The organism is Bradyrhizobium sp. USDA 3650 (assembly GCF_054057395.1).
In genome coordinates, this window is the sequence record NZ_JBSRZG010000001.1 from 902,544 (window position 1) to 927,914 (window position 25,371).

A 25,371-nucleotide genomic window follows, 5' to 3' on the forward strand; every position below is an offset into this window, starting at 1 on the left:
TCATCAGGGGTGGAGCGTCCGCGGCATGGTGTAGCTGCCGAAGGCCTGATCGGTCCTCAGCGCGCCTCACGAAGCTTCGTCGGCAACATGCGGGAACTAGCGCTCCCGCATGATCTCGTGCCGATAGCGCTGCAGGGGCGACAGGAGATAGCTCAGGATCGTGCGCGAACCGGTCCTGATCTCGACGGTCACCGCCATCCCCGGGGACAGATTGACGAGGCGGTCGTCCACCTGCATCTGGCTGCGATCGAGCGAGATGCGGGCGCTGTAGCTCAACTCCTGCCCGCTGGGCTCGCTGCTGTCGCGTTGCGCCCCGAGCGCACGGTCGCTCCCGCGCTCCTGCGGCCGGTCGCGGATGATGGCGTCCTGCGAGACGCTCAGGACCCGGCCTGCGAGAAGCCCGTAGCGGGTGAAATTGAAAGTGTCGATCTTGATGGCAGCGCCCTGCCCGGCCTCGACAAATCCGATATCGCGGTTGGAGATCATCGCCTCGATCTCGAGCCGCGTATCGGTCGGCACGATCACCAGCAGCGACTGCGCGGGCGTGACCACGCCGCCCACAGTGTGGACCGCGAGCTGCTGCACGACGCCGTCGACCGGCGACGTCAATTGCTGAAGCCTCGTCCTCTGCTGCGCCTTGATCAGATCGCGCGCGACGCCATTGGCTTTCTGTTCGCTCTTGGCAAGCTCGTCGGAGAGACTTTTCCTGTACTCCGCCAAGGCCTGGATGCGGGTCTCCCGGATCGCGGCGACGGCCGCCTCGGCCTCCTTCAAGCGGCTGCTCTGGACGCGAAGCTCCTCCTGCTGCTCGATCTGGAGCTGGAGGGTCTCATAGTAGGTCAGCTTCGAGCCGATCTCCTTTTCCATCAGCGTCTTGCGGATCTCGACACGCTGCTGGGTGACCGGCAGCAACGCATCAAGCTTGTGAATCGTCGCCGCAATCGTCTGATGTTCGGCCTCCTTCTGTGCTTCCTGACGTGCCAGCGCCGCGAGCTTGGCCCTGTTCTCGCTGACCTGATTGGCGAGGAGCTGCCGTTGCGTCGCGACCAGCATGGGATCGGCGTCCTCTGGTACGACGAGATCGGCGGACACCTCTTCGCCGCTCGCCAATGCGGCGCGGAGGCGCGCGACATTGAGCCGTTCGGCCATCAGATCGTCGTGCAGACGATCGCGCTCTGCGGCGTTCACCGTCGGATCAAGCTCGATCAGCAGGTCGCCTGATTTGACCGATTGCCCGTCCTGCACGTGAATGGCGCGCACCACGCCGGTCTCGAACGGCTGGACCACCTTGCTTCGCCCGCTCGACACGACCTTGCCGGTTGCGGAGGCCACGATGTCGATCGTGCCCCAGGCCGACCAGGCCAGCGCCGCGCAGACGAGCAGCATCAGGGTCATTGCGATGGCGCGGCCGATTGGCGATGGCGGTGTTTCCGTGATTTCCAGCGCCGCCGGCAAGAAGGCGACTTCCTCGGCGCGCCGGCCCTTTCCATTCCGGAACGGGATCACGGTCTGCTCCGGCCGAGCGGCCGGCACAGTGCTAGCCGACCTCATAAATGCCTCCCTGGAGACGATGCAGGGCGGCGTAGCGGCCGCCGGTCTTGATCAGCGCATCATGCGTGCCATCCTCGACCAGACGGCCGCGTTCCAGGGTGAAGATGCGATCGGCGCCGCGGACGGTGGACAGACGGTGCGCGATGATCAGGACGGTGCGGCCTTTCGCGATCTCCTTCATGTTGTCATGGATGATCCGCTCGCTTTCATAGTCGAGCGCGCTGGTGGCTTCGTCGAAGATCAGGATCCGGGGATTGCCTACCAGCGCGCGGGCGATCGCGATGCGCTGGCGCTGCCCGCCCGAGAGCGTCGAGCCGCGCTCGCCGACCATCGTATCGTAGCCCTCGGGGAGTTCCAGAATGAAATCATGCGCGCCCGCCAGCTTCGCCGCGTCGATGATGCGGTCCATCGGCAGGCTTGGATCGGCCAGCGCGATGTTGTCGCGCACGGACCGGTTGAACAGCATGTTGTCCTGGAGCACGATTCCGATCTGCCGACGGAGCCCGGCCGGGTCGGTCGTCATCAGATCCATTCCGTCGACCAGCACGCGGCCGCCTTGTGGAACGTAGAGCCGCTGCACCAGCTTGGCGAAGGTGCTTTTGCCCGAACCGGACGATCCGACGATGCCGACGGTTTGTCCGGCTGGAATATCGAATGAGACATCGTGCAGGATCTCCGGCCCATCGGGCCGGTAGCGGAAAGACACGTGCTCGAAGCGGATGTTGCCCCGGATCGGCGGCAGCCCCGCGCGGGCGGCGGAGTAAGCCGGCTCCGCCGCGCTGTTGAGGATGTCACCGAGCCGCGCGATCGACAGTCGCGCCTGATGAAAATCCTGCCAGACCTGCGCGAGCCGCAGCACCGGGGCCGACACCCGCCCCGCGAAGATGTTGAAGGCCACGAGCTCGCCGACCGTTAATGCGTCACCGATCACCAGTCTGGCTCCGACATAGAGAATGGCGGCGGTAACGACCTTGCTGACGAGCTGCACCAGCTGGCTTGCCGTGTTGCCGAGACTGGTGACACCGAAGCTCGCGGAGACATAGCCGGCGAGCTGCTCTTCCCAGCGACGCTGCATCTGCGGCTCGACCGCCATCGCCTTCAGCGTTTCGATGCCGCTGACGCTCTCGACCAGGAAGGCCTGGTTCTCGGCGCCACGGCGGAATTTCTCGTCCAGCCTGCGGCGAAACAGCGGCGTCGCCACAGCCGAGATCGCGATGTAGAACGGGAACGATGCCAGCACGATGAAGCTCATCTGCGCCGAATAGGCGAACATCACTGCCAGAAACACCGAGGTGAAGACCAGGTCGATGAGAAGCGTCAGTGACGAGCTGGTGATGAAATTGCGGATGTTCTCGAGCTCACCGGACCCGCGCCACGGAATCGCCGACGCGCCTGGCCTGAAACCACGCCATTGGCAGCGCCAGCAGATGGTGGAACAGGCGGGCCCCGAGCTCGACGTCGATGCGGTTGGTCGTGTGTGCGAACAGGTAATTGCGCAGGATCCCGAGCACGGTGTCGAACAGGGAGACGACGACGAGGCCGATGACGAGGACGTCGAGCGTGGACAGCGAGCGGTGCACCAGAACCTTGTCGATCACAACCTGGAAGAACAGCGGCGAGACCAGCGCAAAAAGCTGGAGGAAGAACGAAGCCGCCAGCACCTCGCCCAGCAGCCGCCGGTATTTGCCGATCGCGCCGATGAACCAGGTGATATCGAAGTGCCGGCCGAGGTCGGACAGGCCGGCGCGCCGGACCATCAGGATCAAGCCGCCGTCCCAGATCGCGCACAGCTCGTCGCGATCCATCAGCACCGGGCGCCGCGCCTCCGGGGACTGTACCAGCACCTTGTCGGCGGAGGCCTTTGCGATGACCATGAAGCCGCCGTCCCGCAGCATTGCGATCGCAGGCAGCGGGGTGTCCGGCAGACGGCTCCACTGTGTGCGATAAGTCCGGGCTTTAAGTCCGAGAGACCTGGCGCAGCGGACAATATCCGCTGCGCCGAAGCTTGCCGCGCCCAGCCGGTGCCTGAGCTGCTCGCGATCGGCCGCAACACCTTGCAGATGCAGCAGCGTCAGCAACGCATCGAGCCCCGTATCGGCGGAGACCGCGTTGGTCGTCATGAGCGTTCTCCGGGCCGATGCCGCCAGCTTCAGGCGTGCTGGGGCGGTGCGAGCACCTGGCTCTGCGCCGCGTGCGGATCGGGCAGCGGCATCTCGCCGTTGCCCTCACCTGCCGGGACGAAGCTCGCCGCCATGGCCTGGTTGAGCAGCATCGCGGCCGCGAACGCTCCGCCCTGGATAACGACGTTGTTGCCGGTGCCGCCGTCCAGGATGTCGAGGCCGCCGCCGCCGATCAGCACGTCATCGCCGGCACCACCTGCCAGCGTGTCGTTGCCGGGGCTGCCGATCAGCACGTCGTCGCCGTTGCCGCCATTGGCAACGAGCTGGATGCCGCCGTGCAAGCCGGAAGCCGTGATGACGTCATCGCCATCGAGACCGTTGATGACGATCCTGTCGCCCGCGCCGGCATCGGTGATGTTGATGTCCTGGCCAAGCCCCGACACCGTGATGATGCCGTCGTGCTCGGTCACCGTGATGACGTCGTTGCCGCCGGTTGCGTTGATGGTCACGGTATCCGCGGCGCCGTCATTGGCGCCGAGATCGAGGTCGACCTGGCTGACGCCGGTGCCGGAGAGGTCGCCGACCGTAATGTTGTCGGCACCGCCGAGAGCATTGAAGTCGACATGTTCGACCCCGTTCAGGTCCATCGCAATGGCGGCGACATCTCGCGTGAACAGCACCCGGCCGCCATTGGCCGAGATGTTGATGGTCTCGCTGATATTGGCGCCGTTGAATGCCAGCGTGTCGGTGCCCTTGCCGCCTTCGACGGTGTCGCTGCCGTCGCCGGGATTCCAAACGAAGGTGTCGTCGCCCGCACCAAGATTGGCGAAATCGTTGCCGCGTCCGCCGTTCACAATGTCATTACCGGCACTGCCGGTGATGGTGTCGTTGCCGTCGCCGCCGTTGATGTTGAGGCTGAACGACTGTCCCGCCTTGATAGAAGACGCATTGATGACGTCATTGCCTTGTCCGCCGTTGATGCCGAGCACATCACCGGCGTCCGCGTGTGCAATCGTCACCTGCGCAGCGAGGCCATTGACCACGATCGATCCGCCGGAGGTCACAACCGATATGTTGTCGTCACCGGTCGTGCCGTTCGCGGTCACGCGGTCCGCCGCTCCATCGCCGCTCTGGCTGCCGGGGCCGGCACTGAGGTCGATGGCAACCTGCGTGATTCCTGTCCCGGTCAGATCGTTGACGGTGATGTTGTCGGCGCCGCCTGCTGCCGCGATCTGCACGTGCTCGACGCCAGCGAGGTCCATGACGATAGCACCGACGTCACGGGTGAGTAGCGCACGGGTTCCGTTCGCCGAGATCGACATCGTCTCGGCCACATTGGCGCCGTTGAACACCAGCGTATCGGTTCCCGCGCCGCCTTCGACAGTGTCGCTGCCGTCACCGGGATTCCACGTGAAGATGTCGTCGCCTGCGCCAAGAAGCGCGACGTCATTGCCGCGGCCGCCGATGACCTTGTCGTTGCCGTCCCCGCCGATCAGGGTGTCGGCTCCCTGGCTGCCGGTGATGGTGTCGTTGCCCGCCCCGCCGTCGATGGTCAGCCCGATCGCCGAGCCGAGCGTGGATGCATCGATCACGTCGTTGCCGCCGAGCGCCTGCACGACCAGCCGGTCGTTGCCGGCCTCTGCGTTTGCGATCGTCACGACCTCCGGCAGCCCCGTGACCGTGACCGTCGTGCCCGTGGCTGTGACCTCGATGTGCTGATTGCCGTTGCTGCCGTTGACGGTCACCGTATCAGCTGCGCCGTCGCCTTGCGTCCCTCCCGGAACGGCTCCGAGATCAACCAGCACCTGCTTGACGCCGGTCCCGGTGAGATCGCCGACGGCGATGTTGTCGGCGCCGCCCCGCGCATCGAATTCGATCTGCTCGACGCTGTTGAGATCCATCGTGATGTTGGCGACATCGCGGGTGAAGCGCACCCGGCCGCCATCGGCCGAGATGTTGATGGTCTCGTTGATGTTGGCCCCATTGAAAAGCAGCTTGTCGCTGCCCGATCCGCCTTCGACCGTGTCGCTGCCGTCACCGGGATTCCAGATGAAAGTGTCGTCGCCACTCCCGAGCTGGGCGACGTCGTTGCCGCGTCCGCCATTGACGATATCGTCGCCGCTGCCGCCGATGATGAGGTCGTTGCCGTCGCCGCCGATGATCCTGTCGTTGCCGGCGCCGCCATCGAGCGTCAGCGAGATCAGGCTGCCGAGCCCGTTGCCCGCGGTGATGACATCGTCGCCACCGCCCCCGTGCAGGACGAGATTTTCCGTCGTGCCGATATCGAGCGAGAACGGCGCCGCGTCCGTCCCGTCGAGCCGCACGCGGGTGCCGTTCGCCGTGATCGTGAACGTCTCGGCGCCGTTGTTTCCGTTGACCTCGGCCGTATCGTTGCCCTCACCACCCTCGAATAGGTTGGTGCCGCCGCCGGGATTCCAGATCATGACGTCGTCGCCGGCCTCGCCGAACAGCTGGTTGTCGCCGCTGCCGCCGTCCAGGACGTCGTTACCCGCTCCGCCGAACAGCAGATCGTTGCCGCCGCCCCCTTTGATCAAATCGTTGCCAGCCTGACCAAACAGAAGATCGGCTCCCGAGCCGCCGGTGATCCTGTCATTGCCGTCGCCGCCGAAAATGTGCACCGCCGGCATCGGTCCGTGGCATTCGTCGACGGTGATCGTGTCGTCACCGCCCTGACCGAAAATGTCGATCGCGGTGGTGTTGCCGACCGTGGGTTCGCCACCAACCGTTTTCACGTGCCCGTTATTGACCAGGATGCGGCCGGACTTGTCGCGACTTATCACAAGGCCGTTATTCGCGCTGTCGCCGAAAATGGTGAGTTGCCCCGTAACCGGGGAAAACACAGAGGTAATGGACATCCAAATATCCTTCGATCGATCTAGCCCCTCCTTTCGAGGCGTAGCATTCGCGCACATGACATTCTTGAACCGCTGCTTGAGACGCGCGTGATTATTCTGGAGATTTCCTCCAGTTTTGCTTCGGAGCAGTTTTCGAGAGCGGACGCGAAGGCTCGCTCATCACGAACCGCCTGATCACGGATCACGCGTAACGACCTCGTGATTTTCAACGCGCGGAAGAACGCGGCTCGAGGCAATGAAGGCGCTTTGGGCGAAGGTCGGCATCCGCGATGTCGAAACTCTCGAACAAGATCGCCGGCGAGCGCGAACGGGAGAGATCACGATTCACGCCTCTGCCATCGCAATAGGGATGCAAAGCCGCTTGACGATGGGGACGAGCGTGCGCGGCTGATCGCATCGACAGCCGCAACCAGCTTCAGGGCATAAGGCCGACTCGCCTTACGCCGACTTCTTCTTCGACTTCGGCTTGGTCGCCTTCGGCATGACCGGCGCCTCCGGCGTGCCCTCGATCGAGGACAGGCGGCCGGCCGTGAAGGTGTAGATGCCGGCGCGCGGACCGGTCGTCCACGTCACGACCGCAACGCGCCTGCCGGCGGCGTCACCGGAGAGGTTGACGCTCGAGGGCGCGCCAATGCCGCGCACCACGTCGCATTCGGTGTGGCCGAGCGCGACGGTGCCACCCATCGGAGCCGGCGCGGTCGTCGACGCATTCGCATCGGCCGGCCCGGGCGGCGGCGCCATGCCGGCACAAGCGCCGTCAGCGCTGACCAGATCCTCGGCCCCAACCGGCTTGTCGGGGGTCAGCGGCGGTGACTCGATCGAGATGCTTTTGATGAACAGGCGGCTGGGCGTGTTGAACCACTGGGCATCCCTGGACAACAGATCGGTCCCGCCCGAACAGCCCGCCACCAGCGGGGCTACGGCCGCCAACGCAACTATGAGCGAGCTGGGAAGCTTTTGATGTCGCACGATAAACTAAATTCCCCGAGTGAAGGATCGGCCCTAAGCAATTGTACCAACACCACTTTGCGGCACGAAGGTGACAAAAGCCATCATCCCCCGAAAAGTGCAAATTATCATTAATTGCGAGCGACCGCTAATTCCGCTTCTGCCACCGGCCCCGTTCGTCGGCCTGCCAATAGGTGACATCAAATCCCCGCGCCTTGCAATCCGTCCAGGCGCTTCGGGCGAACGCAAGCGCGTCCGGATCGTCGCCATCGAACAGCAGCACCATGCGCTCATAGCCCTGGGCGTCCTGCGGCAGCGCGGCGTTGTCGACAAGGAAGCGAACATTGGCACCGTTCGGATTGTCCTCCTCGACCGCCAGCACGATCGGTTGATCGGCGGCGTCGCTGACACGCCATGTCGCGTGCGGCAGGAAGGAATCGTCGCGATAGGTCCACAAATGGGCGTCGAGCGCATCGGCGCGCTCCGGCGAAGTCGATTGCACCACGACGCGCCAACCGCGCTCGAGTGATTTCTCGAGAAGCGGCGGCAACACGTTCTCCACCGTCATGTTTTGCAGATGGTAGAAAAGGACTTCAGTCATCTCGGGTCATTTGCGCTCGTAATGGTCGGCGACCAGACGGTCGAGCAAGCGAACGCCATAGCCACTTCCCCAGCTGTGGTTGATGTCGGTCTTCGGCGCTCCCATGGCGGTCCCGGCGATGTCGAGATGCGCCCAGGGCGTGCCGTCCACGAAGCGCTGGAGGAACTGCGCCGCGGTGATCGAGCCGCCATGGCGGCCGCCGGTGTTCTTCATGTCGGCGAACTGGGAATCGATCAGCTTGTCGTATTCGGGGCCAAGCGGCAGGCGCCAGACCTTCTCGCCGCTCTCGATGCCGGCGGCCAGCAGCCGCTCGGCAAGCTCGTCATTGTTGGAGAACATGCCGGCATGCTCGGTGCCGAGCGCGACCACGATGGCGCCGGTCAACGTCGCCAGATCCACCATGAATTTCGGTTTGGTTTTCTTAGCCACGTACCAGAGCACGTCGGCGAGCACCAGGCGGCCTTCCGCGTCGGTGTTGATGATCTCGATGGTCTGGCCCGACATCGAGGTGACGATGTCGCCCGGGCGCTGCGCGTTGCCGTCCGGCATGTTCTCGACGAGGCCGATGGCACCGACGACGTTGACCTTGGCCTTGCGTGCCGCGAGCGCATGCATCAGGCCGACGACGCAGGCAGCGCCGCCCATGTCGCCCTTCATGTCCTCCATGCTGCCGGCCGGCTTGATCGAAATGCCGCCGGTATCGAAGCAGACGCCCTTGCCGACGAAGGCAACCGGCGCCTCACCCTTCTTGCCGCCGTCCCAACGCATGATCACGGTGCGGCTCGGCCGCGCCGAGCCCTGGCCGACGCCGAGCAGGGCGCCCATGCCGAGCTTGTCCATCGCCTTGACGTCGAGCACCTCGATCTTGACTCCGAGCTTGCGGAGCAGGCCCGCGCGGCGCGCGAACTCCTCGGGGAAAAGTACGTTCGGCGGCTCGTTGACGAGGTCGCGCGCAATGACCACGCCGTCCACGATCGCAGCGGCCGATGCAAACGCCTTCTTCGCGGCGACGACATCGCCGACCGCAAACGAGACGTCGGCGCGCGTGCCGCCCTCCTCGCCCTCCTTCTTCTTGGTCTTGTAGCGGTCGAACTTGTAGGTGCGCAGCCGCAGGCCCGAGGCGATCGCGACCGCCTGCTCGCTCGTCATGGCGCCATTGGGCAGTTCCGCCATGATGGTCATGGCCGTCGCCCCGGCCGGAAGCTTGCTCGCCGCCACGCCGCCGAATTTGAGGAAGTCGTTGGCCTTCAGGCCGGCCGCCTTGCCAGCGCCGATCACGATCAGGCGGGTGGCCTTCACGCCCTCGGGTGCAAGGATGTCGAGCGCAGCGCCGCTTTTGCCCTTGAAGGCGGCGGCGGTGGCCGCCCGCTTCACGAGTTCGGTGGCGCCGCCGAGCGCCTTGGCGGTCGCCGGGCCGAGCTTCAGACCGTCATCGCAGAACACGACCATGATGCCACGGACGGCGGCAGACAATGGAACGAAGCCGACCTTGATGGCATCGGACATGAGTAACTCCTCAAAAACATTGCGCTTTTTACCGATCGGCGGTCCCGGCCACGGGCCGGAGCTGAACGGCGATTCACTGGGCGTGCCGCACTATGGGCCACCGGCCCGGCAGATGCCAAGCACCCCCCGTGGCCGAGGGGCCACAACGAGGGAAATATTAACCATATATTGAGGGTGCCACGGGGCAGCCATTTTGTTGACGGATCAAAGGGATGGTACTGAGAGAGTAAGCCGGCGGATGAGATGGTTGGCCGACCTTGGGGATCCCCTTGCGGGGATTGGTTGGACAGCCGGAATTCCGGCCGGCATTGGGGACTTGGTGGGATTCGTGCGGTAGCGCATGGGGTCAATCGATAGGTATATCTTCCGCACGACGCTCGCGTCGTTTGCGCTGGTCCTGGTCAGCCTCACGGGCGTGATCTGGATTACGCAGGCGTTGCGCGGCATCGACCTGATGACGAGCCAGGGTCAGACCATCCTGACCTTCCTCGGCATCACCAGCCTCGTCGTGCCCGCGCTGGTCCTGATCATCTCGCCGATCGCGCTGATGATTGCGATCTCGCATACGCTGAACAAGCTCGCGACGGATTCCGAGATCATCGTGATGAATGCCGCCGGCTTCTCGCCGTTCCGGCTGTTCTATCCGTTCTTCTACGCCACCTGCGTCGTGGCGCTGCTGGTCGCCTTCATCGCGGCCTATCTCGCTCCCGACGGCATGCGGCGGATCAAGCAGTGGGACGCCGAGATCACCGCCGACGTGCTCACCAACATCCTGCAGCCCGGCCGCTTCGCCCAGCTCGACAAGAACCTGACGATCCGGATTCGCGAACGCCAGCCCGGCGGCATCCTCGCCGGCATCTTCATCGACGACCGCCGCGATCCGAACGAGCGGGTCTCGATCGTCGCCGAGCACGGCGAAGTCGTGAAGAACGACAACGGATCGTTCCTGGTGCTGGAGACCGGCAATCTCCAGCGCTTCGAGGCCGGCAAGCGCGATCCTGCGCTGGTGGCGTTCGGCCGCTACGGCTTCGACATGTCGAAGTTCTCGGGCCAGGGCCGCGACGTCACCCTCGGCATCCGCGAGCGTTATCTCTGGGAGCTGCTCTCGCCGTCCGAGGACGACCCTGTCTACAAGCAGATTCCCGGCCAGTTCCGCTCGGCCCTGCATGACAGCCTGCTGGCGCCGATCTATCCCTTCGCCTTTGCCGTGCTGACCTTCGCGTTCCTGGGTGCGCCTCGCACCACGCGCCAGAGCCGCAATTTCTCGATCGGCTCATCGATTCTTGCCGTGTTCGGCCTGCGCATGGCCGGCTTTGCCTGCTCGGTGATGGCGGTGAAATCGCCGGGCGCGGTGCTGGTCCAATATGCGATGGTCATCGGTGCCATCGGCCTCGGGCTGGCGATCATCATTGGCGGCCTCGTGGTCGAGCCGCCGCCGCGCCTCATGGAGGCCATCAACAGGTCGAACGCGCGCATCGCGCGGCTGTTCCGACGGCCGGCCACCGCATGAGCATGCTCACCAACACACTCGGGCGCTATTTCGCCGGCCGTTTCGTGGTCGCGGCGCTCGGCGTGTTCGCCAGCATTTTCCTGTTGCTGGTGCTGGTCGATTACATCGAGATGGTGCGCAAGACCTCGGGGCTCGCATCCGCCTCCGCGGTCATGGTGGCCGAGACCTCGCTGTTCCGCGTGCCGCAACTGTTGGAGAAGCTGACGCCGTTCTGCATGCTGATCGGCGCCATGACCTGCTATCTCGCCCTCTCCCGCCGGCTCGAGCTCGTGGTCGCGCGCGCCGCCGGCGTCTCCGCATGGCAATTCATCTCGCCGGCGCTCGGCAGCGCGCTGCTGATCGGCGTGATCGCCACCGTCGCCTACAATCCGATGTCGGCCAATCTGCGCGAGCTCTCCAAGCGCATGGAAGCCGAGCTGTTCGGCTCGGCGCCGGGCGGCGGCATTCAGGACGCCTCCGGCTTCTGGCTCAATCAGGTCACCAATGACGGCCAGACCATCATCAACGCGGCGCGTAGCGAGCAGCAGGGCGTCCGGCTCACTGGGCTCACCCTGTTCCGGTTTGACACAGAGCAGCACTTCAAGGAGCGGGTCGAGGCGCGCGAGGCGACGCTCGAGGCCGGCCGTTGGCTGTTCAAGGGCGTCCGCCGCTTCTCGCTGGATTCGCCGCCGGTCGATCAGGCCAGCCTGGAGATTCCGACGACGCTGACCGAGGCGCAGGTCCGCAACAGCTTTTCCACACCCGAGACTGTGTCCTTTTGGCAACTACCGAGCTACATCCGCTCGTCCGAAAGCTCGGGCTTCGCGACAGCCGGATACCGACTCCAGTATCAGAAGCTTCTGGCACAGCCGTTTTTGCTTGCGGCCATGGTGATGCTCGCGGCTTCCGTGTCGTTGCGCTTCTTCCGGATGGGCGGCGTGCAGAAGATGGTTTTGAGTGGCGTGGGTGCAGGCTTTCTGCTCTACGTTCTGTCGAAAGTGACTGAAGATTTGAGCAAGGCTGAGTTGATGCATCCGATCGCTGCGGCGTGGTTGCCCGTGGTGGTGGGCGGCCTCACCGGCTTTTTGGCCTTGCTGTATCAGGAGGACGGATAGTGACGGCCGTCCACCGAGGGCCCGTGTCTCGTTTGACGCGGCGCACATTGGTGCGCGCGAACGGGTGTGGCTTGTCCATTCGCAGGTTCCTGCTTGCTGTCGCCGCCGTGGCATCGCTCGGTGGCGTGGTGGACGTTGCCGCCGTTGCGCCGGCCTCCGCCCAGAGCTTCACCTACAATCCGCTGCCGCCGCGCGCGAAGCCGCCGAAGGCTGTCAACGACAACCAGATGCTGGTTCAGGCGACCGAGGTCGATTACGACTACAACAATTCGCGCGTCTCCGCGGTCGGTAACGTCCAGCTGTTCTACAACGGCACCAGCGTCGAGGCCGACAAGGTCATCTACGACCAGAAGACCAAGCGGCTCCATGCCGAAGGCAACATCCGCATGACGGATGCCGACGGCAAGATCACTTATGCCGAGATCCTGGACCTATCCGACGACTACCGTGACGGTTTCGTCGATTCGCTGCGCGTCGACACGGCCGACCAGACCCGCATGGCGGCGAGCCGCTCCGATCGCTCCAGCGGCAACTACACGGTGTTCGAGAACGGCGTCTACACGGCCTGCGCGCCGTGCAAGGACGATCCGAAGAAGCCGCCGCTGTGGCAGGTCAAGGGTGCGCGCATCATCCACGACCAGCAGGAGAAGATGCTGTATTTCGAGACGGCGCAGCTCGAATTCTTCGGCGTGCCGATCGCCTATATGCCCTATTTCTCGACGCCCGACCCGACCGTGAAGCGCAAGACCGGCTTCCTGATGCCGGGCTTCACGTCGAATACGCCGTTCGGTTACGGCGTCGAGGTTCCGTTCTACTGGGCGATCGCGCCCGACATGGACGCGACCTTCAGCCCGCGCATCACGTCCAAGCAGGGCGTGCTGTTCCAGGCCGAATTCCGCCAGCGCCTGATGGACGGCGCCTATCAGATCCGCGTCTACGGCATCGACCAGCTCGATCGGAGCGCGCTCGCCGGCCAGCCCGGCGACAAGCAATTCCGAGGCGCCGTCGACACCAAGGGTCAGTTCGCGCTGAACGACAAATGGGTCTGGGGTTGGGACGGCGTCCTGATGTCCGACTATTATTTCTTCTCGGACTATCGGCTGTCGCAATATCGCGATCCGCTCGGCTCGTTCCTGTATCTGCCGACGGATGCACTCTCGCAGCTTTACCTGACCGGCGTCGGCAATCGCAGCTTCTTCGACGCGCGCACGATGTACTGGCTGAGCTACTCGGGCAACCAGAGCCAGGTGCCGGTCGTCTACCCCGTGATCGACTATTCGAACGTGCTGAACTATCCGGTCTTCGGCGGCGAGTTCAGCTACAAGACCAATTTCGTGAACCTGTCGCGTGACACCGCGGTGTTCGATCCGATCACGACGCTCGCCAACACCAACAGCCTGTGCACGACGGCATCGGCCGATCCGCTCGCGCGCACGCCGTCGCAGTGCCTGATGCGCGGCTTCCCGGGCACCTACACCCGCCTGACGGCCGAAGCGCAATGGCGCAAATCCTTCACCGATCCGTTCGGTGAAATCTGGACGCCCTTCGCCATTCTCCGCGCCGATGCGATCAACTCCTCGGTCTCCAACCAGCCGGGCGTGTCGAACTATCTTCCTGTCGGCGACACCCAGGCGTTCCGCCTGATGCCGACCGTGGGCCTCGAATACCGCTACCCCTTCATTAACGTTCAGCCCTGGGGCTCGACCACCATCGAGCCGATCGCGCAGATCATCATTCGGCCGAACGAGACCTATGCCGGCAAGCTCCCGAACGAGGACGCGCAGAGCATGGTGTTCGACGCTTCGAACCTGTTCAGCGTGGACAAGTTCTCCGGCTACGACCGTGTCGAGGGCGGCGGCCGCGCCAATGTCGGCGTGCAGTCCACCATGCAGTTCGACAGGGGCGGCGCCATCAAGACGCTGTTCGGCCAGTCCTACCAGCTGTTCGGCATGAACTCCTTCGCGGTCCAGGACTCCATCAATACGGGCGTGGATTCCGGCCTGCAAAGGCCGCGCTCCGACTATGTGGCGAGCGCCGCCTATTCGCCCAACAGCACCTATACGTTCAGCGTTCGCTCGCGCATGGACGAGCAGACCTGGAACGTCCAGCGCTTCGAGGCGGAAGGCCGCGCCAACTTCAACCGCTGGTCCGTCAGCATGTTGTACGGCAATTACGCGGCGCAGCCGGAACTCGGCTATCTGACACGCCGCGAGGGCATCCTGACGACGGGCTCGATCAAGGTCGCAGCCAATTGGGTGGTGACGGGCTCGGCGCGCTGGGACCTGGAGGCCAACAAGATCAACCAGTATGTGCTCGGTGCCGGCTACGTCGACGATTGTTTTGTGCTCGGCTTGAACTATGTAACAGCGTATAGCTATTCCGCAGGCGCGACGCCGCCCGTGCTGAACCACGCGATCATGTTCCAGATCGGCCTGCGCACGCTGGCGAACACAGCGACGACCAGCAGTTCCGGCGGCGGTCTCCAGTGATTGGTTTGAAGGTGCCGGCCGCGTGTTTCCGATCGCAGGTTCACCGCGGCTGACATGCGAGCGACAAATATGACGATCCCATTGCCTGTCTTCCGCCTCTTCCTCCTCCTCACCGCCCTGCTCCTGGCCGGCACGCCGTCGCGCGCGCAGAACATCGTCGTGATGGTGAACGGCGATCCCATCACCGACTTCGACATTGACCAGCGCTCCAAGCTCGACCAGCTGACGACGCAGAAGACACCGGCCCGTCAGGAGGTCATCAACGAGCTGATCGACGACCGGGTGAAGATGAAGGAAGGCAAGAAATACGGGGTCGATCCCGGCGTCTCCGACATCAACCAGTCCTACGATGGCATGGCGCAGCGCATGCGCATCTCGCCGGACCAGCTCACCAAGTCGCTCGAGGTCAAGGGCGTCCGCCCCGAAACCCTGAAGAGCCGCATGAAGGCCGAGATGGTCTGGACCAGCCTCGTGCGCGGCCGCTTCAAGGAAAAGCTGTTGGTCGGTGAGAAGGACGTCGCGCAGGCCGTGCAGGCCCAAACCGGCGACAAGCTGCAGATCGAGGGCACCGAATACAAGATGCAGCCGATCGTGCTGATCGTGCCGCGCGGATCGTCGCCGGCGTTCCTGGAGACGCGGCATAAGGAGGCCGAGCAATATCGCTCGCGCGTCGGAAGCTGCGAAGAAGCCAATTCGTTGTTCCGCTCCACGCCGAACGCCACCATCCGCGACATCGTCACCAAGACCACCGCTGAATTGCCCGAGGCGCTACGCAAGGTCCTCGACGACACGCCGATCGGCCACCTCACCGCCCCCGAGACGACCAAGGCGGGCATCGAGATGGTGGTGCTGTGCTCGCGCAAGCCGACCATGATCGACACGCCGAAGAAGCGCGAGGTCCGCGAGAAGATGTATCAGGAGAAGTACGAGAAGACCCAGAAGGCCTATCTCGAGGACCTCCGCAAGGCGGCGATGATCGAGTATCGCAACCGCTGATGGCCCAGCAGCCTGCCAAGCCTCTCGCCCTGACGCTGGGAGAACCTGCCGGCATCGGCCCCGACATCACCATTGCAGCCTGGCTCAAGCGCCGCGAACTGGACCTGCCCGCCTTCTATCTGCTCGGCGACGAGGCGCTGATCGCGCGCCGCTCCAAAGCGCTCGGCGCCGAAATCAGGATTGCTTCGGTGAGCGCCGGCGAGGCCGGGGCCGCTTTCCCCGCGGCCCTGCCCGTGGTCGCGACCGGCGAGCCCGCGAGTGCCGAGCCAGGCAAGCCCAACGCATCGAGCGCGCCGGCCGCGCTCGCCTCGATCCGCCAGGCAGTCACTGATGTCAGCGAGGGTCGCGCCGGCGCCGTCGTCACCAATCCGATCGCCAAGAGCGTGCTCTATCGCGCCGGCTTCCGCCATCCCGGTCATACCGAATTCCTCGCCGAGCTCGCCGCGGAAGACGGCCGCGTGCCGCAGCCGGTGATGATGCTGTGGTCGCCGCGGCTCGCCGTGGTGCCCGTGACCATCCACGTCTCCTTGCGCGACGCACTGGCCCAGCTCACCAGCGAGCTGATCGTCTCGACCGTGCGCATCGTCGCGACCGAACTCAAATCCCACTTCGGAATCGCGAATCCGCGCATCGCGATCTCCGGCCTCAATCCGCACGCGGGCGAGGACGGCTCGCTCGGCCAGGAGGAGCAGACCGTGATCGCGCCGGCGATCAAGACGTTGCGCAGCGACGGCATCGAGGCGAAGGGACCGCTCCCCGCCGACACCATGTTCCACGAAGCCGCGCGAAACAACTATGACTGCGCCGTCTGCATGTACCACGACCAGGCGCTGATCCCGATCAAGACGGTGGCGTTCGACGACGCGGTCAACGTCACGCTCGGCCTGCCCTTCATCCGCACCTCGCCCGACCACGGCACCGCCTTCGACATCGCCGGGACCGGCAAGGCCAATCCGGCAAGCCTGATCGCAGCGTTGAGGCTTGCGAGCCGGATGGCGGCTGCGAAAACCCGATGAGCGCGATCGACGACCTCCCGCCGCTTCGCGAGGTCATTCGCCAGCACGCTTTGTCGGCCCGCAAATCGCTCGGCCAGAACTTCCTCCTCGACCTCAATCTCACCGCGCGCATCGCGCGTGCGGCGGCTCCGCTCGAGGACTCTACCATCATCGAGATCGGCCCCGGCCCGGGCGGATTGACGCGCGCCTTGCTCGCACTCGGCGCCAGACGCGTCATCGCCATCGAGCATGACGAGCGGGCGATCCCTGCCTTGCAGGATATTTCCGCGCGCTATCCCGGCCGTCTCCAGATCGTGCATGGCGACGCCATGACCTTCGACCCGCGCCCGCTGCTGTCGGGCGAACGAGCAAAAATCGTCGCCAACCTGCCCTACAACATCGCGACCCACCTTCTCGTCGGCTGGCTCACCACCGAGCCCTGGCCGCCTTGGTACGACATGATGGTCCTGATGTTCCAGCGCGAGGTCGGCGAGCGCATCGTGGCGCGCGAGGACGAGGAGGCCTTCGGCCGGCTCGGCGTGCTCGCCAACTGGCGCTGCGAGACCAAGATCCTGTTCGACATTGCGCCGTCCGCCTTCGTGCCGCCGCCGAAGGTCACGTCTTCCGTCGTGCGACTGATCCCGCGCGAAACGCCTCTCGCCTGCGATCGCAAGCTGCTCGAACAGGTCGCCGCCGCCGCCTTCGGCCAGCGCCGCAAGATGCTGCGGCAAAGCCTGAAGGCGCTGGGCGCCGATCCCGCGCGGCTCGCTGCAGCTGCCGGCGTCGACGCGACGCGGCGCGCAGAGACCGTTCCGATTTCCGGCTTTGTTGCCATGGCCCGTGAATTGGCCAATATACGCAGCGAAACAGAGAGATAATTTCGGAGGAAGAAATATGGCGTTGATGCGTCGGCAGTCCCTCGTCAAGTTCGATGCGCCGCTGTGCGAGACCATCGTCGACACGCCGAAGCCGCAAGGAGGCGAGGTGCTGGTGCGCATCGAGCGCTGCGGCCTCTGCCACTCCGATCTGCACATCCAGGACGGCTACGCCGATCTCGGCGGCGGCAAGAAGCTCGACACCACGCGCGGCATGACGCTGCCCTTCACGCTCGGCCACGAGATCGCGGGCGTGGTCGACGAAGTCGGCCCCGACGTGTTCGCCGGTCTCGTCGGCAGCAAGAAGGCGGTGTTTCCGTGGATCGGTTGCGGCCAGTGCCGCGACTGCGCCAATGGCGACGAGAACCTCTGCGCCAGGCAGCGCTTTCTCGGCGTCTCCATCGACGGCGGCTTCGCCACCCACGTGCTGGTGCCCGACGCGAAATATCTGCTCGACTACGATCCCCTGCCCGTCAACCAGGCCGCGACGCTGATGTGCTCCGGCGTCACCGCCTATGGCGCGCTCAAGCGCCTGGTCGACCGTCCGCGCCAGCGCAATCTCCTGCTGATCGGCCTCGGCGGCGTCGGCATGATGGGCCTTTCCTTCGCGGCGGCCATGTTCAAGCAGCCGATCACGGTCGCCGATCTCAGCGGTGCCGCGCGCGAGACCGCGCTGAAGAACGGCGCGGCGGTGGCCTACGATCCGGCCGAGCCCGAAGTGATCAAGCGCATCCTCAAGGAAACCGATGGCGGCTTCGACGAGATCGTCGATTTCGCGGGCAACGAGAAATCCATGGCTTTCGCGGTCGCGGTCGCCGCGCGCGGCGGCAAGATCGTGGTCTCCGGCCTGATGGGCGGCCAGTTCACGCTACCGATGGTGCAATGGGTCTACAAGCGCATGACCATCGAGGGCTTCATGGTCGGCACGCTCACCGAGGCCCACGAGCTGATGGCGCTCGCGCGCGCCGGCAAGATCAAGCCGACGCCAATGCGCGAGGAGCCGATGGGCGACGTCCAGACCTGGATCGACGAGCTTCGCGCCGGCAAGGTCGTTGGCCGCATCGTACTCAAGAACTAGCATGCGCGAGAAGCGCGAGGCGGCGGGCGTCAGCATCTCGCTGCCGGCTTCAAGATCGCGATTAGCTCGATGTTGACGCAAGCCGGTGTTCCAAATTGGGGAACCCGCTCTGTGCGGATTATGGTCCTCGCCAGCTCTCTTATTGGAATTCTGGCAGGACCATGCGGACCATCCGCCGCTTCCTCGCCGACGAGTCCGGCGCCACAGCGATCGAGTACGGCCTGATCGCCGCCGGCATCGCGCTCGCGATCATCCCGTCGTCCACAATCTCGGCGCGACGCTGAACAAGAAGTTCACCTCGATCAGCAGCTCGCTGAAGTAACGCGGGCACACGCGCTAATTCACTGCATTCGTCGGTCCCGCGGAACGGCAACGGCCGCGCCGCGTTGGCAGCCATGTCCATTCGCTGCACCGTCGAGAACGCATTCTTCATCGCCTGGAGCTTCCTGGAGCAGAGCGGAGAGCTCGGCTCTCCGGACGAGACCGCGAACGTCCTGCTCGATGCCATTGAAGCCCAGCTCAGGACCGGTGAACGCCGGCAACTGATGCTCGCCAACAGGGCGATCGATGCCTATCGCGCCCACGCGGAAAAAAGCCGGCCCGCGCATGATTGCGAAGCACGCTTCGGGTGACGAACGTCGGATGATGAACATCCTCGCCGCCCTCGGGTCCGCCGGCCCGGCGGCGTTCGAGGTATAGGCCGGCGGTCCGTCGGGCAGAGCGCACGGGGTGCGGTGCTCCGCGACGAGGACGCTACGCCGGTCCGCGCCCCTGCTGTGTGCACTCCTGCACAGAGTTCGTGAAGTTGAAGGCCGACGGTTCGGCCGCGCCATTTGCCTCGCGCGCCATTCGCCTCGCCAGCAGCTCCCGGAATTCCGCAGACCGGAGGCCACTTTTTCAACGATTGAAAAACGCCTTGTGTGCACTTTGGAACCGTCGGCTCGGTCACGGAAACGTAGGGTTCTAGCCGGTGCCGATTCCCGGCCAGAGCAACACATGTGACCGGTCGGCCCAGAACGATCTTCTCCAGCGGCTCAGCCGCCCGGATTTCGAACTGCTCGCGCCGCACCTCCAGCAGGTCGAACTCGAGGCGAGCCATATCCTGCATCACGCCGGCGACGAGGTCACGGCGGTCCATTTTCCCTGCCGCTCGACACTCGTGTCGTTCGCCGTGCCGGTCGAGGACGATCGCGAAGTCGAAAGCCTGCTAGTCGGGCGCGAGGGCGCGGTGGGCATTGCCGCCGGCCGCAGTGCCTCGCTGGCCTATTCGCGCATCGTCGTGAAGCTGGGCGGCACCCTGATGCGGTTGCCGCCGCGCGCGCTCGAGCAGGCCCAGCAGAGGTCGGCCACGCTCCAGCAGGTGTTCTCGCGCTACGCCGACTGCCAGTTCGCGCAGCTGCTCCAGACCGCGGCCTGCAATGCCGCGCATTCGATCGAGCAGCGCGCCGCCAAGTGGATCATCTCGGCGCAGGAGCACGTCGGCGGCCCCGAGATCCCACTCACCCACGAGCAGCTTGCCGGCATGCTCGGCGTCTCCCGCAGCTATGCCAGCCGCGTCATCCAGATGTTCAAGGCGAGGCGGATCCTCGCGACACGCCGTGGCGCCATCCTGATCCTCGACGCGCCCGCGCTTGAAGCCAGAGCCTGCCGTTGCAACGATTGGGTGAAGAAGCATTTCGACGAAGTGCTCGGCGCGCGGCATCTGCCAGTAGCTGACACATTGCGGCCTCAGGCGCGCGGCGGCGACTGACGCTTGAGGTGCAGATAGGTCGGACTGAAGCCTCCGAGCCGCTGCAGTTCGCGCCATTTCAGCACGATCAGCTCGCTGTCGCGCAAGTCCATGGTCCCGCTCCGCCTGAGGTCGGCGAGCGTCCGGTTCACCGTCGCGATCGCCATGCCCAGCGTCTCGCCGAGCTGCGCCAGGCTGATCGGCAGACGGCAGCGATTGCCGCGAACGAGCTGCGCGGCCCGCGCGCGGTAGAACAGCTCGCAGAACAGGTGTGCCATGCGCGTGTGCATCGGCCGGGCGCTGTTGTTGGTGATGGCCTCGCGAAAGATCGCGGCATCGAGCAAGGTCTCGCGCCAGACCGAGAGCGCGAAGGTCGGCCGCCGACGGAACGCGTTGAGCAATTCGCGGTGCGGGATGAAGGCCACCGAGGCGGGCCCGAGGGCGCAGAGCCCATGGTCCATCTGGTCGATGAACAAGCCCTGGGAATCCGGCAGGTCGCCGGACAGATGGAACGCGAGATATTGCCGCCGGCCGCTGTCGAGCAGATGGTAGCGCGCGATCATGCCGGAGACGACCAGCGCCGAATGCTCGGGTTCGTCACCCTGACGGATGAAATCCTCGTTCGGCGCGAACTCGCGCTGCACAAAAGTCAGCCCGCGAATTTCGGCGACATCCTCCTGTGCGAGCGCGGTGTGCTCGCCGAGGTTCCGGATCAGCACGTCATGGGCTTTTTCCATGTGTCCCGTTCCATGTGTCCCGCCAAAAATCCTGCCGGTTCGATCAAATGATACATCTGGCCTGTATCCAGCGGACTAGAACGCTGGTCGGAAGCACAGGTTGCTACCGGTTTGCGACGGTACAGGGTCGCGGGCCCACCATCCCTCGATCGCTGACTGCGCCCGCCCTTCGCATGAGCCCCACGACGATCCTGAAGCGCATTCGCCACCTGTTCGCATCAGATTCGGGCGAGCACCTAGACAGTATCAGCCATGCCTTCCTGCAAGGCAGGTTGAAGGAGCCGGCGCAGCCGATGTCGGATCAGGAGCTTGCGCGCGCCATCCGCGAGTTCCAGGCGGTTCCCGTCTCCGATTGGACCATCGCAAAACTCTCCCAACGCCTGCTCGACCCGGCGATGCCGCGTGACGAGTGAAACACCTCCTGCTGTCCATGCCGCACCCGAAGTTCATCGCTCATCTCCAGGCGATTGAAGGCCTCTCAGAAGACGAACGCCGCCAGATCGCTGGCCTGCCGTCCACGCTCCGTCAGGTTTCGGACGGCGAGATCGTGCTGCGCCAGGGTGAAGATGCCTCTCGCTGCGTTTTCGTCGTCAGCGGATTCCTCTACCAGGCTCGCATCGTCGGCGATCGCAGCCAGATCCTCGCCTTCCACGTTCCGGGCGACATGCCGTGCCTGCACACGCTGCTGGTCTCGCCGATGGATGCGGACCTCGTCGGTCTCGGCCCCACCATCGTCGGCTACGTCGCACACAGCCAACTCAAGCAGCTGCTTGACGGCTCCATTCACCTGACCCGCGCGTTCTGGCGCGAGACGCTGATCGATGCGGCGATCTCGCGACAATGGATCGCGCGCCTCGGTGCACAGGCGGCACTGCCAAAGGTAGCGCATCTGATCTGTGAGCTCGCCGCAAGGCTGGAGGTCGTGGGCCTCGTCAAGAACCGCTGCTTCCAGATGCCGATGACGCAGCGGCATGTCGCCGACGCCTGCGGATTGTCGATCGTCCACGTCAATCGCACCATCCAGGAGCTGAGAGGCCGCCGATTGATTGCCTGGGAGGGAAGCGAGATCGAGCTGTTGCAACCCGACGAACTCCGCGCGCTCGCGGATTTCACGCCGGATTATCTGACCTGAGCGAGGCGGGCGGCGTTCCAACGAACGACACTCGAAACCGGCACAGCGAGACCGATCCGCGCGCGTCAGGATCGCGATGACTTTATTCGCCATGATTTGAGCAGCGGGCCACCGGCACCCGGCACGGGATCGGTCTTCGGCTTGCGGACCTTGGCGATGCGTTTGCTGGCATCAGGACGCTCTCGCGTATCCGTGCACTCGTCATACGTCCCCTCCTGCGGATACGCTCCGACGACCAGGAAGTCCCGGCTGGACTCGATCAGCCGGTGTCCGGTGCCTGCGGGAAGGACCAGAACGTCTCCGGCCTTCACGCTCAGGATTCGTCCCTTGATCCCGCCGCACTCGATCCTGGCCGTGCCGCGTGCAACGCCCATCACTTCGTGGATCTGCGAATGATAGTGGACAAAGTCGTAGACCGTATCGCGCCAGGAGCGGCCCCAGCCATGACCATCGAACAGCGTGTCGACGATGACCTCTGGAGCAAAACGCCGGCTCTTCAGGTTCACCGCGCCGCGATAGAGCAACACGGGAAAATGCGGGTTATTCGGCACGATGCCATCGTCCTGGAAACGGATGGCTGCCGGCTTCCGAGCCCGCACAAGCGCCCGCAGCGTTGCCGCGTCGGGATGATCCTCCACGAGCTTCTTGGCGAGATTCTTGATCTGATCCTTGATCGGCATGGCGTCTCCTCAGACTCAATCAAACGTCTGCGCCTCGGGAAGTTTCCGGACGCGGGATCGGCCGGCGCGCATCAGCCATCGGCGGGGCGACGGGGGCAACAGTGCATCGCTCCCCGGGGAGAGCACGAAGGACACCGTTAAAACCATCCGCGCAGGGAAGGCCGGGCGATCGGCCACCCCATCGGTCCACCCCGTGTGCACTCCTGTAGCGCACGGACCAACGGGTGCCGCCGGCGCCCGGCCTTCCCTGCGCCCTTTGGCTTCCACTGGGCGATGAACCAAAGGCTCGGGCAGAATCTGCCGCGGGAACGCGAAGCCATGGCCCCTCGCCTGCGAATACGCAACGCGGCCTATCCGCGTCATCGCCGGGCATGACGGCCGGTACAAACGCCGCACCGCTTTTCGCCGGCGCGCCGGACTGTTAGACTGACGCCATTATTCTTGGGGAATTTTGATGCGCGCGAGGATTTTCAATCGCGTCCCGGGGCTGGCGACGCTGGTCGCGGCCCTGCTCGTCGTCGCCACGCACCCGGCATCGGCCGAGAAGCGCATCGCGCTCGTGGTCGGCAACTCCGCCTACAAGAACATCACGCCGCTCGACAATCCATCCAAGGACGCGAGCCTGATGGCGGAGACGCTTGGCTTGCTCGGCTTCACGCTGGTCGGAGGCCGCGCCCAGCTCGATCTCGACAAGGGCGCGATGGACCTGGCGGTGCAGAGCTTTGGCCGGCAGGTGCAGGGCGCCGACGTCGCGCTGTTCTATTATGCCGGCCACGGCGTGCAGGTCTCGGGCGCCAACTATCTCGTGCCTGTCGGCGCCAACCCGACGCGCGAGGCCGACGTCGACTTCCAGATGACCGACGTCAACCTCGTGCTGCGCCAGATGCAGGGATCGGGCACGCGCCTCAACCTCGTGATCCTGGACGCCTGCCGCAACAACCCGTTCGGCTCACGCGGCCTGCGCGCCTCCGATGGCGGTCTCGCGCAGATGCGCGCGCCCGAGGGCACGCTGATCTCCTACGCAACCCAACCCGGCAATGTCGCCCAGGACGGAAGCGACGGCCACAGCCCCTACACAAAAGCATTGGCCGCGACGGTCCGGACCGCGGGCCTCGACGTGTTCCAGACCTTCAACCAGGTCGGCCTCGCGGTGAAGCGCGCCACCTCCGGCGCGCAGCAGCCCTGGGTGTCGTCCTCGCCGATCGACGGCACCTTCTATTTCGTACCCCCGACGCAAACCGCCCCGCCGCAGGTCGCAGCGATGCAGCCTGATCCTGTGCCGGCGGATCGGCTGCGCGCCGATCCGGACCGCGTCCCGTTGCGCGATGCCGCCCTGCTGAGCGAGCTCAGCGAGCGGCTCTACGAGCTCAATTTCGATCCTGACAGCCCTGATGGACTGACCCGCGCGATCACGAAGCTGCAGCAGCGGATTTCCATGGCACCGACAGGCGAAGCCACCGAAGGCCTGCTGCTGCGGATGCGCAAGATGGAGGACCTGAAGCCATGGGGCTCGATCGTCTACGGGCCCGACGGCAGTAAATGGGGCATCTCCTGGAACCACGCCTCGCGGCGCGCGGCGGTGGCGGATGCGCGCGGCAATTGCGCGGGCGCCAAATGTCCGATCGAGCTGTCCTTCTATGGCAACCGCTGCGGCGCGTTCGCGATCTCCGACAAATCCTGGTCGCTGGTCCAGCGCGACAGCGTGCAGCGCGCGAAAGACGCCGCGCTTGACGAATGCGGCAAGGCTGGCAAAGCTTGCCGCATTATCGGTTCCGTCTGTGCCGACGGCTCCGGCCGCTGATACGATTTTTCATTTTTTGGATTTTTGCTCATGCGCAATGCCGTCATCCCCGCAATTGCCCTGGCCTTTTTCCTGTCCGTCACCGTTGCTCCACCGTCCGCCGTTGCGCAGTCCGGCAGCGCCGGCGGCTCGATCGGCAATGACGAGAAGTCGCTGTCCGGCTCCCGATCGGACCGTTCCGCCGAGCCAGCGCCCTCGGCGCGCCGCAGCAAGCCGGCCGAGGAGCCGCGCAGCTCCTCCCGACGCGGCGGTGGTGGTGGCGGTGGCGGGAGTTTCGACGGCGCCTGGATGGTCGTCAGCGTCGGCTGCGGCGGCACCACGTCCGGCGCGGTCGTGGTCTCCTCAGGCAAGGTCATAGGCCAAGGCGTCACGGGTACCGTCAGCGCGAGCGGCGCGGTCAGCACGTTCGGTCAAGGCGATGGCGTGACCTTCACCGGCTCCGGCCGCCTCGCTGCCCGCAGCGGCTCCGGATCCTTCCGCCGCTCGGACGGCTGCGGCGGAACCTGGACTTCGACCAAGCAATAGCACCGAAAAAGTCTGATTTCGCGGCGGAACGAACGCCGCGCAGGCCCGATTCAGGCCACATCCTCTCCGGATTTGCGGCTCATTGCCACCCAAGTCTTTGACGACAAAGGGAAGGTAACGAGTTGCGT

The 25,371-nt window shown here is 65.0% G+C and carries 19 protein-coding genes and 3 pseudogenes; 14 read left to right on the top strand and 8 right to left on the bottom strand.

The genetic code is table 11. The features are described from left to right. Nucleotides 1–96: 96 nt before the first annotated feature. From ACVIN2_RS04470 to ACVIN2_RS04495, 6 genes and pseudogenes are all read right to left on the bottom strand, one after another. Nucleotides 97–1,551 carry an HlyD family type I secretion periplasmic adaptor subunit gene (locus ACVIN2_RS04470; protein ID WP_456764647.1) on the bottom strand — a complete coding sequence of 485 codons (1,455 nt, stop codon included), beginning with the start codon at nucleotides 1,549–1,551 and terminating at the stop codon, nucleotides 97–99. Further along, nucleotides 1,538–3,671 (bottom strand): annotated as a pseudogene (locus ACVIN2_RS04475) (type I secretion system permease/ATPase). Before ACVIN2_RS04475 ends, ACVIN2_RS04470 begins: the two are co-directional and overlap by 14 nt. Nucleotides 3,672–3,700: 29 nt before the next feature. Then, nucleotides 3,701–6,547, bottom strand: a complete 2,847-nt coding sequence (locus tag ACVIN2_RS04480) for a beta strand repeat-containing protein (protein ID WP_456764648.1) — start codon at nucleotides 6,545–6,547, stop codon at nucleotides 3,701–3,703. 438 nt (nucleotides 6,548–6,985) lie between these two features. Next, entirely contained in the window at nucleotides 6,986–7,477 is a 492-nt protein-coding gene (locus tag ACVIN2_RS04485) for a hypothetical protein (protein ID WP_456764649.1), read from the bottom strand. Between the two features lie 166 nt (nucleotides 7,478–7,643). Further along, nucleotides 7,644–8,096 carry a DNA polymerase III subunit chi gene (locus ACVIN2_RS04490; protein WP_354163483.1) on the bottom strand — a complete coding sequence of 151 codons (453 nt, stop codon included), beginning with the start codon at nucleotides 8,094–8,096 and terminating at the stop codon, nucleotides 7,644–7,646. A 6-nt stretch (nucleotides 8,097–8,102) separates the two neighbouring features. Beyond that, entirely contained in the window at nucleotides 8,103–9,602 is a 1,500-nt protein-coding gene (locus ACVIN2_RS04495; protein WP_456764650.1) for a leucyl aminopeptidase, read from the bottom strand. A gap of 340 nt (nucleotides 9,603–9,942) precedes the next feature. On the opposite strand from ACVIN2_RS04495, the gene lptF reads away from it, so the two are divergent. The 10 genes and pseudogenes from lptF to ACVIN2_RS04545 all read left to right on the top strand — a co-directional run bounded on the left by lptF (nucleotide 9,943) and on the right by ACVIN2_RS04545 (nucleotide 20,389). Then, on the top strand, nucleotides 9,943–11,112 hold the full coding sequence (lptF, locus tag ACVIN2_RS04500) for an LPS export ABC transporter permease LptF (RefSeq protein WP_027569682.1): 1,170 nt from the start codon (nucleotides 9,943–9,945) through the stop codon (nucleotides 11,110–11,112). After that, nucleotides 11,109–12,206 carry an LPS export ABC transporter permease LptG gene (gene lptG / locus ACVIN2_RS04505; RefSeq protein ID WP_027569681.1) on the top strand — a complete coding sequence of 366 codons (1,098 nt, stop codon included), beginning with the start codon at nucleotides 11,109–11,111 and terminating at the stop codon, nucleotides 12,204–12,206. Before lptF ends, lptG begins: the two co-directional genes overlap by 4 nt. Continuing rightward, nucleotides 12,206–14,695 carry an LPS-assembly protein LptD gene (locus tag ACVIN2_RS04510; RefSeq protein WP_456764651.1) on the top strand — a complete coding sequence of 830 codons (2,490 nt, stop codon included), beginning with the start codon at nucleotides 12,206–12,208 and terminating at the stop codon, nucleotides 14,693–14,695. The genes lptG and ACVIN2_RS04510 overlap by 1 nt, the downstream gene beginning before the upstream one ends. Nucleotides 14,696–14,764: 69 nt before the next feature. Beyond that, nucleotides 14,765–15,691: a peptidylprolyl isomerase gene (locus ACVIN2_RS04515; RefSeq protein ID WP_456764652.1), complete on the top strand. Its 927-nt coding sequence runs from the start codon at nucleotides 14,765–14,767 to the stop codon at nucleotides 15,689–15,691. Continuing rightward, complete coding sequence (pdxA, locus tag ACVIN2_RS04520; protein WP_456764653.1) at nucleotides 15,691–16,707, top strand: 4-hydroxythreonine-4-phosphate dehydrogenase PdxA; 1,017 nt, start codon at nucleotides 15,691–15,693, stop codon at nucleotides 16,705–16,707. Before ACVIN2_RS04515 ends, pdxA begins: the two co-directional genes overlap by 1 nt. Beyond that, the gene (rsmA, locus tag ACVIN2_RS04525) at nucleotides 16,704–17,564 is read left to right on the top strand and encodes a 16S rRNA (adenine(1518)-N(6)/adenine(1519)-N(6))-dimethyltransferase RsmA (RefSeq protein ID WP_456764654.1); all 861 of its coding nucleotides are present in this window, start codon (nucleotides 16,704–16,706) and stop codon (nucleotides 17,562–17,564) included. The genes pdxA and rsmA overlap by 4 nt, the downstream gene beginning before the upstream one ends. Nucleotides 17,565–17,580: 16 nt before the next feature. Then, nucleotides 17,581–18,639: an alcohol dehydrogenase gene (locus ACVIN2_RS04530; protein WP_456764655.1), complete on the top strand. Its 1,059-nt coding sequence runs from the start codon at nucleotides 17,581–17,583 to the stop codon at nucleotides 18,637–18,639. A gap of 161 nt (nucleotides 18,640–18,800) precedes the next feature. Next, nucleotides 18,801–18,961: pseudogene (locus tag ACVIN2_RS04535) on the top strand (Flp family type IVb pilin). A 73-nt stretch (nucleotides 18,962–19,034) separates the two neighbouring features. After that, on the top strand, nucleotides 19,035–19,271 hold the full coding sequence (locus ACVIN2_RS04540) for a hypothetical protein (protein WP_007609339.1): 237 nt from the start codon (nucleotides 19,035–19,037) through the stop codon (nucleotides 19,269–19,271). 366 nt (nucleotides 19,272–19,637) lie between these two features. Continuing rightward, a pseudogene (locus ACVIN2_RS04545) lies at nucleotides 19,638–20,389 on the top strand (Crp/Fnr family transcriptional regulator). Here ACVIN2_RS04545 and ACVIN2_RS04550 read toward each other — a convergent pair. Next, nucleotides 20,368–21,105 carry a Crp/Fnr family transcriptional regulator gene (locus ACVIN2_RS04550; RefSeq protein ID WP_027517529.1) on the bottom strand — a complete coding sequence of 246 codons (738 nt, stop codon included), beginning with the start codon at nucleotides 21,103–21,105 and terminating at the stop codon, nucleotides 20,368–20,370. The pseudogene ACVIN2_RS04545 and the gene ACVIN2_RS04550 sit on opposite strands and share 22 nt — an antisense overlap. A gap of 173 nt (nucleotides 21,106–21,278) precedes the next feature. Here ACVIN2_RS04550 and ACVIN2_RS04555 point away from each other — a divergent pair, with 173 nt between their 5' ends. Both ACVIN2_RS04555 and ACVIN2_RS04560 read left to right on the top strand, forming a co-directional pair. Beyond that, the gene (locus tag ACVIN2_RS04555) at nucleotides 21,279–21,518 is read left to right on the top strand and encodes a hypothetical protein (protein WP_456764656.1); all 240 of its coding nucleotides are present in this window, start codon (nucleotides 21,279–21,281) and stop codon (nucleotides 21,516–21,518) included. Beyond that, nucleotides 21,515–22,237, top strand: coding sequence for a Crp/Fnr family transcriptional regulator (locus ACVIN2_RS04560; protein WP_456764657.1), 723 nt, complete (start codon nucleotides 21,515–21,517; stop codon nucleotides 22,235–22,237). Before ACVIN2_RS04555 ends, ACVIN2_RS04560 begins: the two co-directional genes overlap by 4 nt. A 65-nt stretch (nucleotides 22,238–22,302) precedes the next feature. Here the strand turns inward: ACVIN2_RS04560 and ACVIN2_RS04565 are convergent, their stop codons facing one another. Then, the gene (locus tag ACVIN2_RS04565) at nucleotides 22,303–22,917 is read right to left on the bottom strand and encodes a cupin (RefSeq protein WP_456764658.1); all 615 of its coding nucleotides are present in this window, start codon (nucleotides 22,915–22,917) and stop codon (nucleotides 22,303–22,305) included. Nucleotides 22,918–23,371: 454 nt separating this feature from the next. On the opposite strand from ACVIN2_RS04565, the gene ACVIN2_RS04570 reads away from it, so the two are divergent. Together ACVIN2_RS04570 and ACVIN2_RS04575 are read left to right on the top strand one after the other, a co-directional pair. Continuing rightward, nucleotides 23,372–24,718: a caspase family protein gene (locus ACVIN2_RS04570; RefSeq protein WP_456764659.1), complete on the top strand. Its 1,347-nt coding sequence runs from the start codon at nucleotides 23,372–23,374 to the stop codon at nucleotides 24,716–24,718. A gap of 30 nt (nucleotides 24,719–24,748) precedes the next feature. After that, nucleotides 24,749–25,243, top strand: a complete 495-nt coding sequence (locus ACVIN2_RS04575; protein WP_456764660.1) for a hypothetical protein — start codon at nucleotides 24,749–24,751, stop codon at nucleotides 25,241–25,243. The last annotated feature ends 128 nt before the right edge of the window (nucleotides 25,244–25,371 follow it).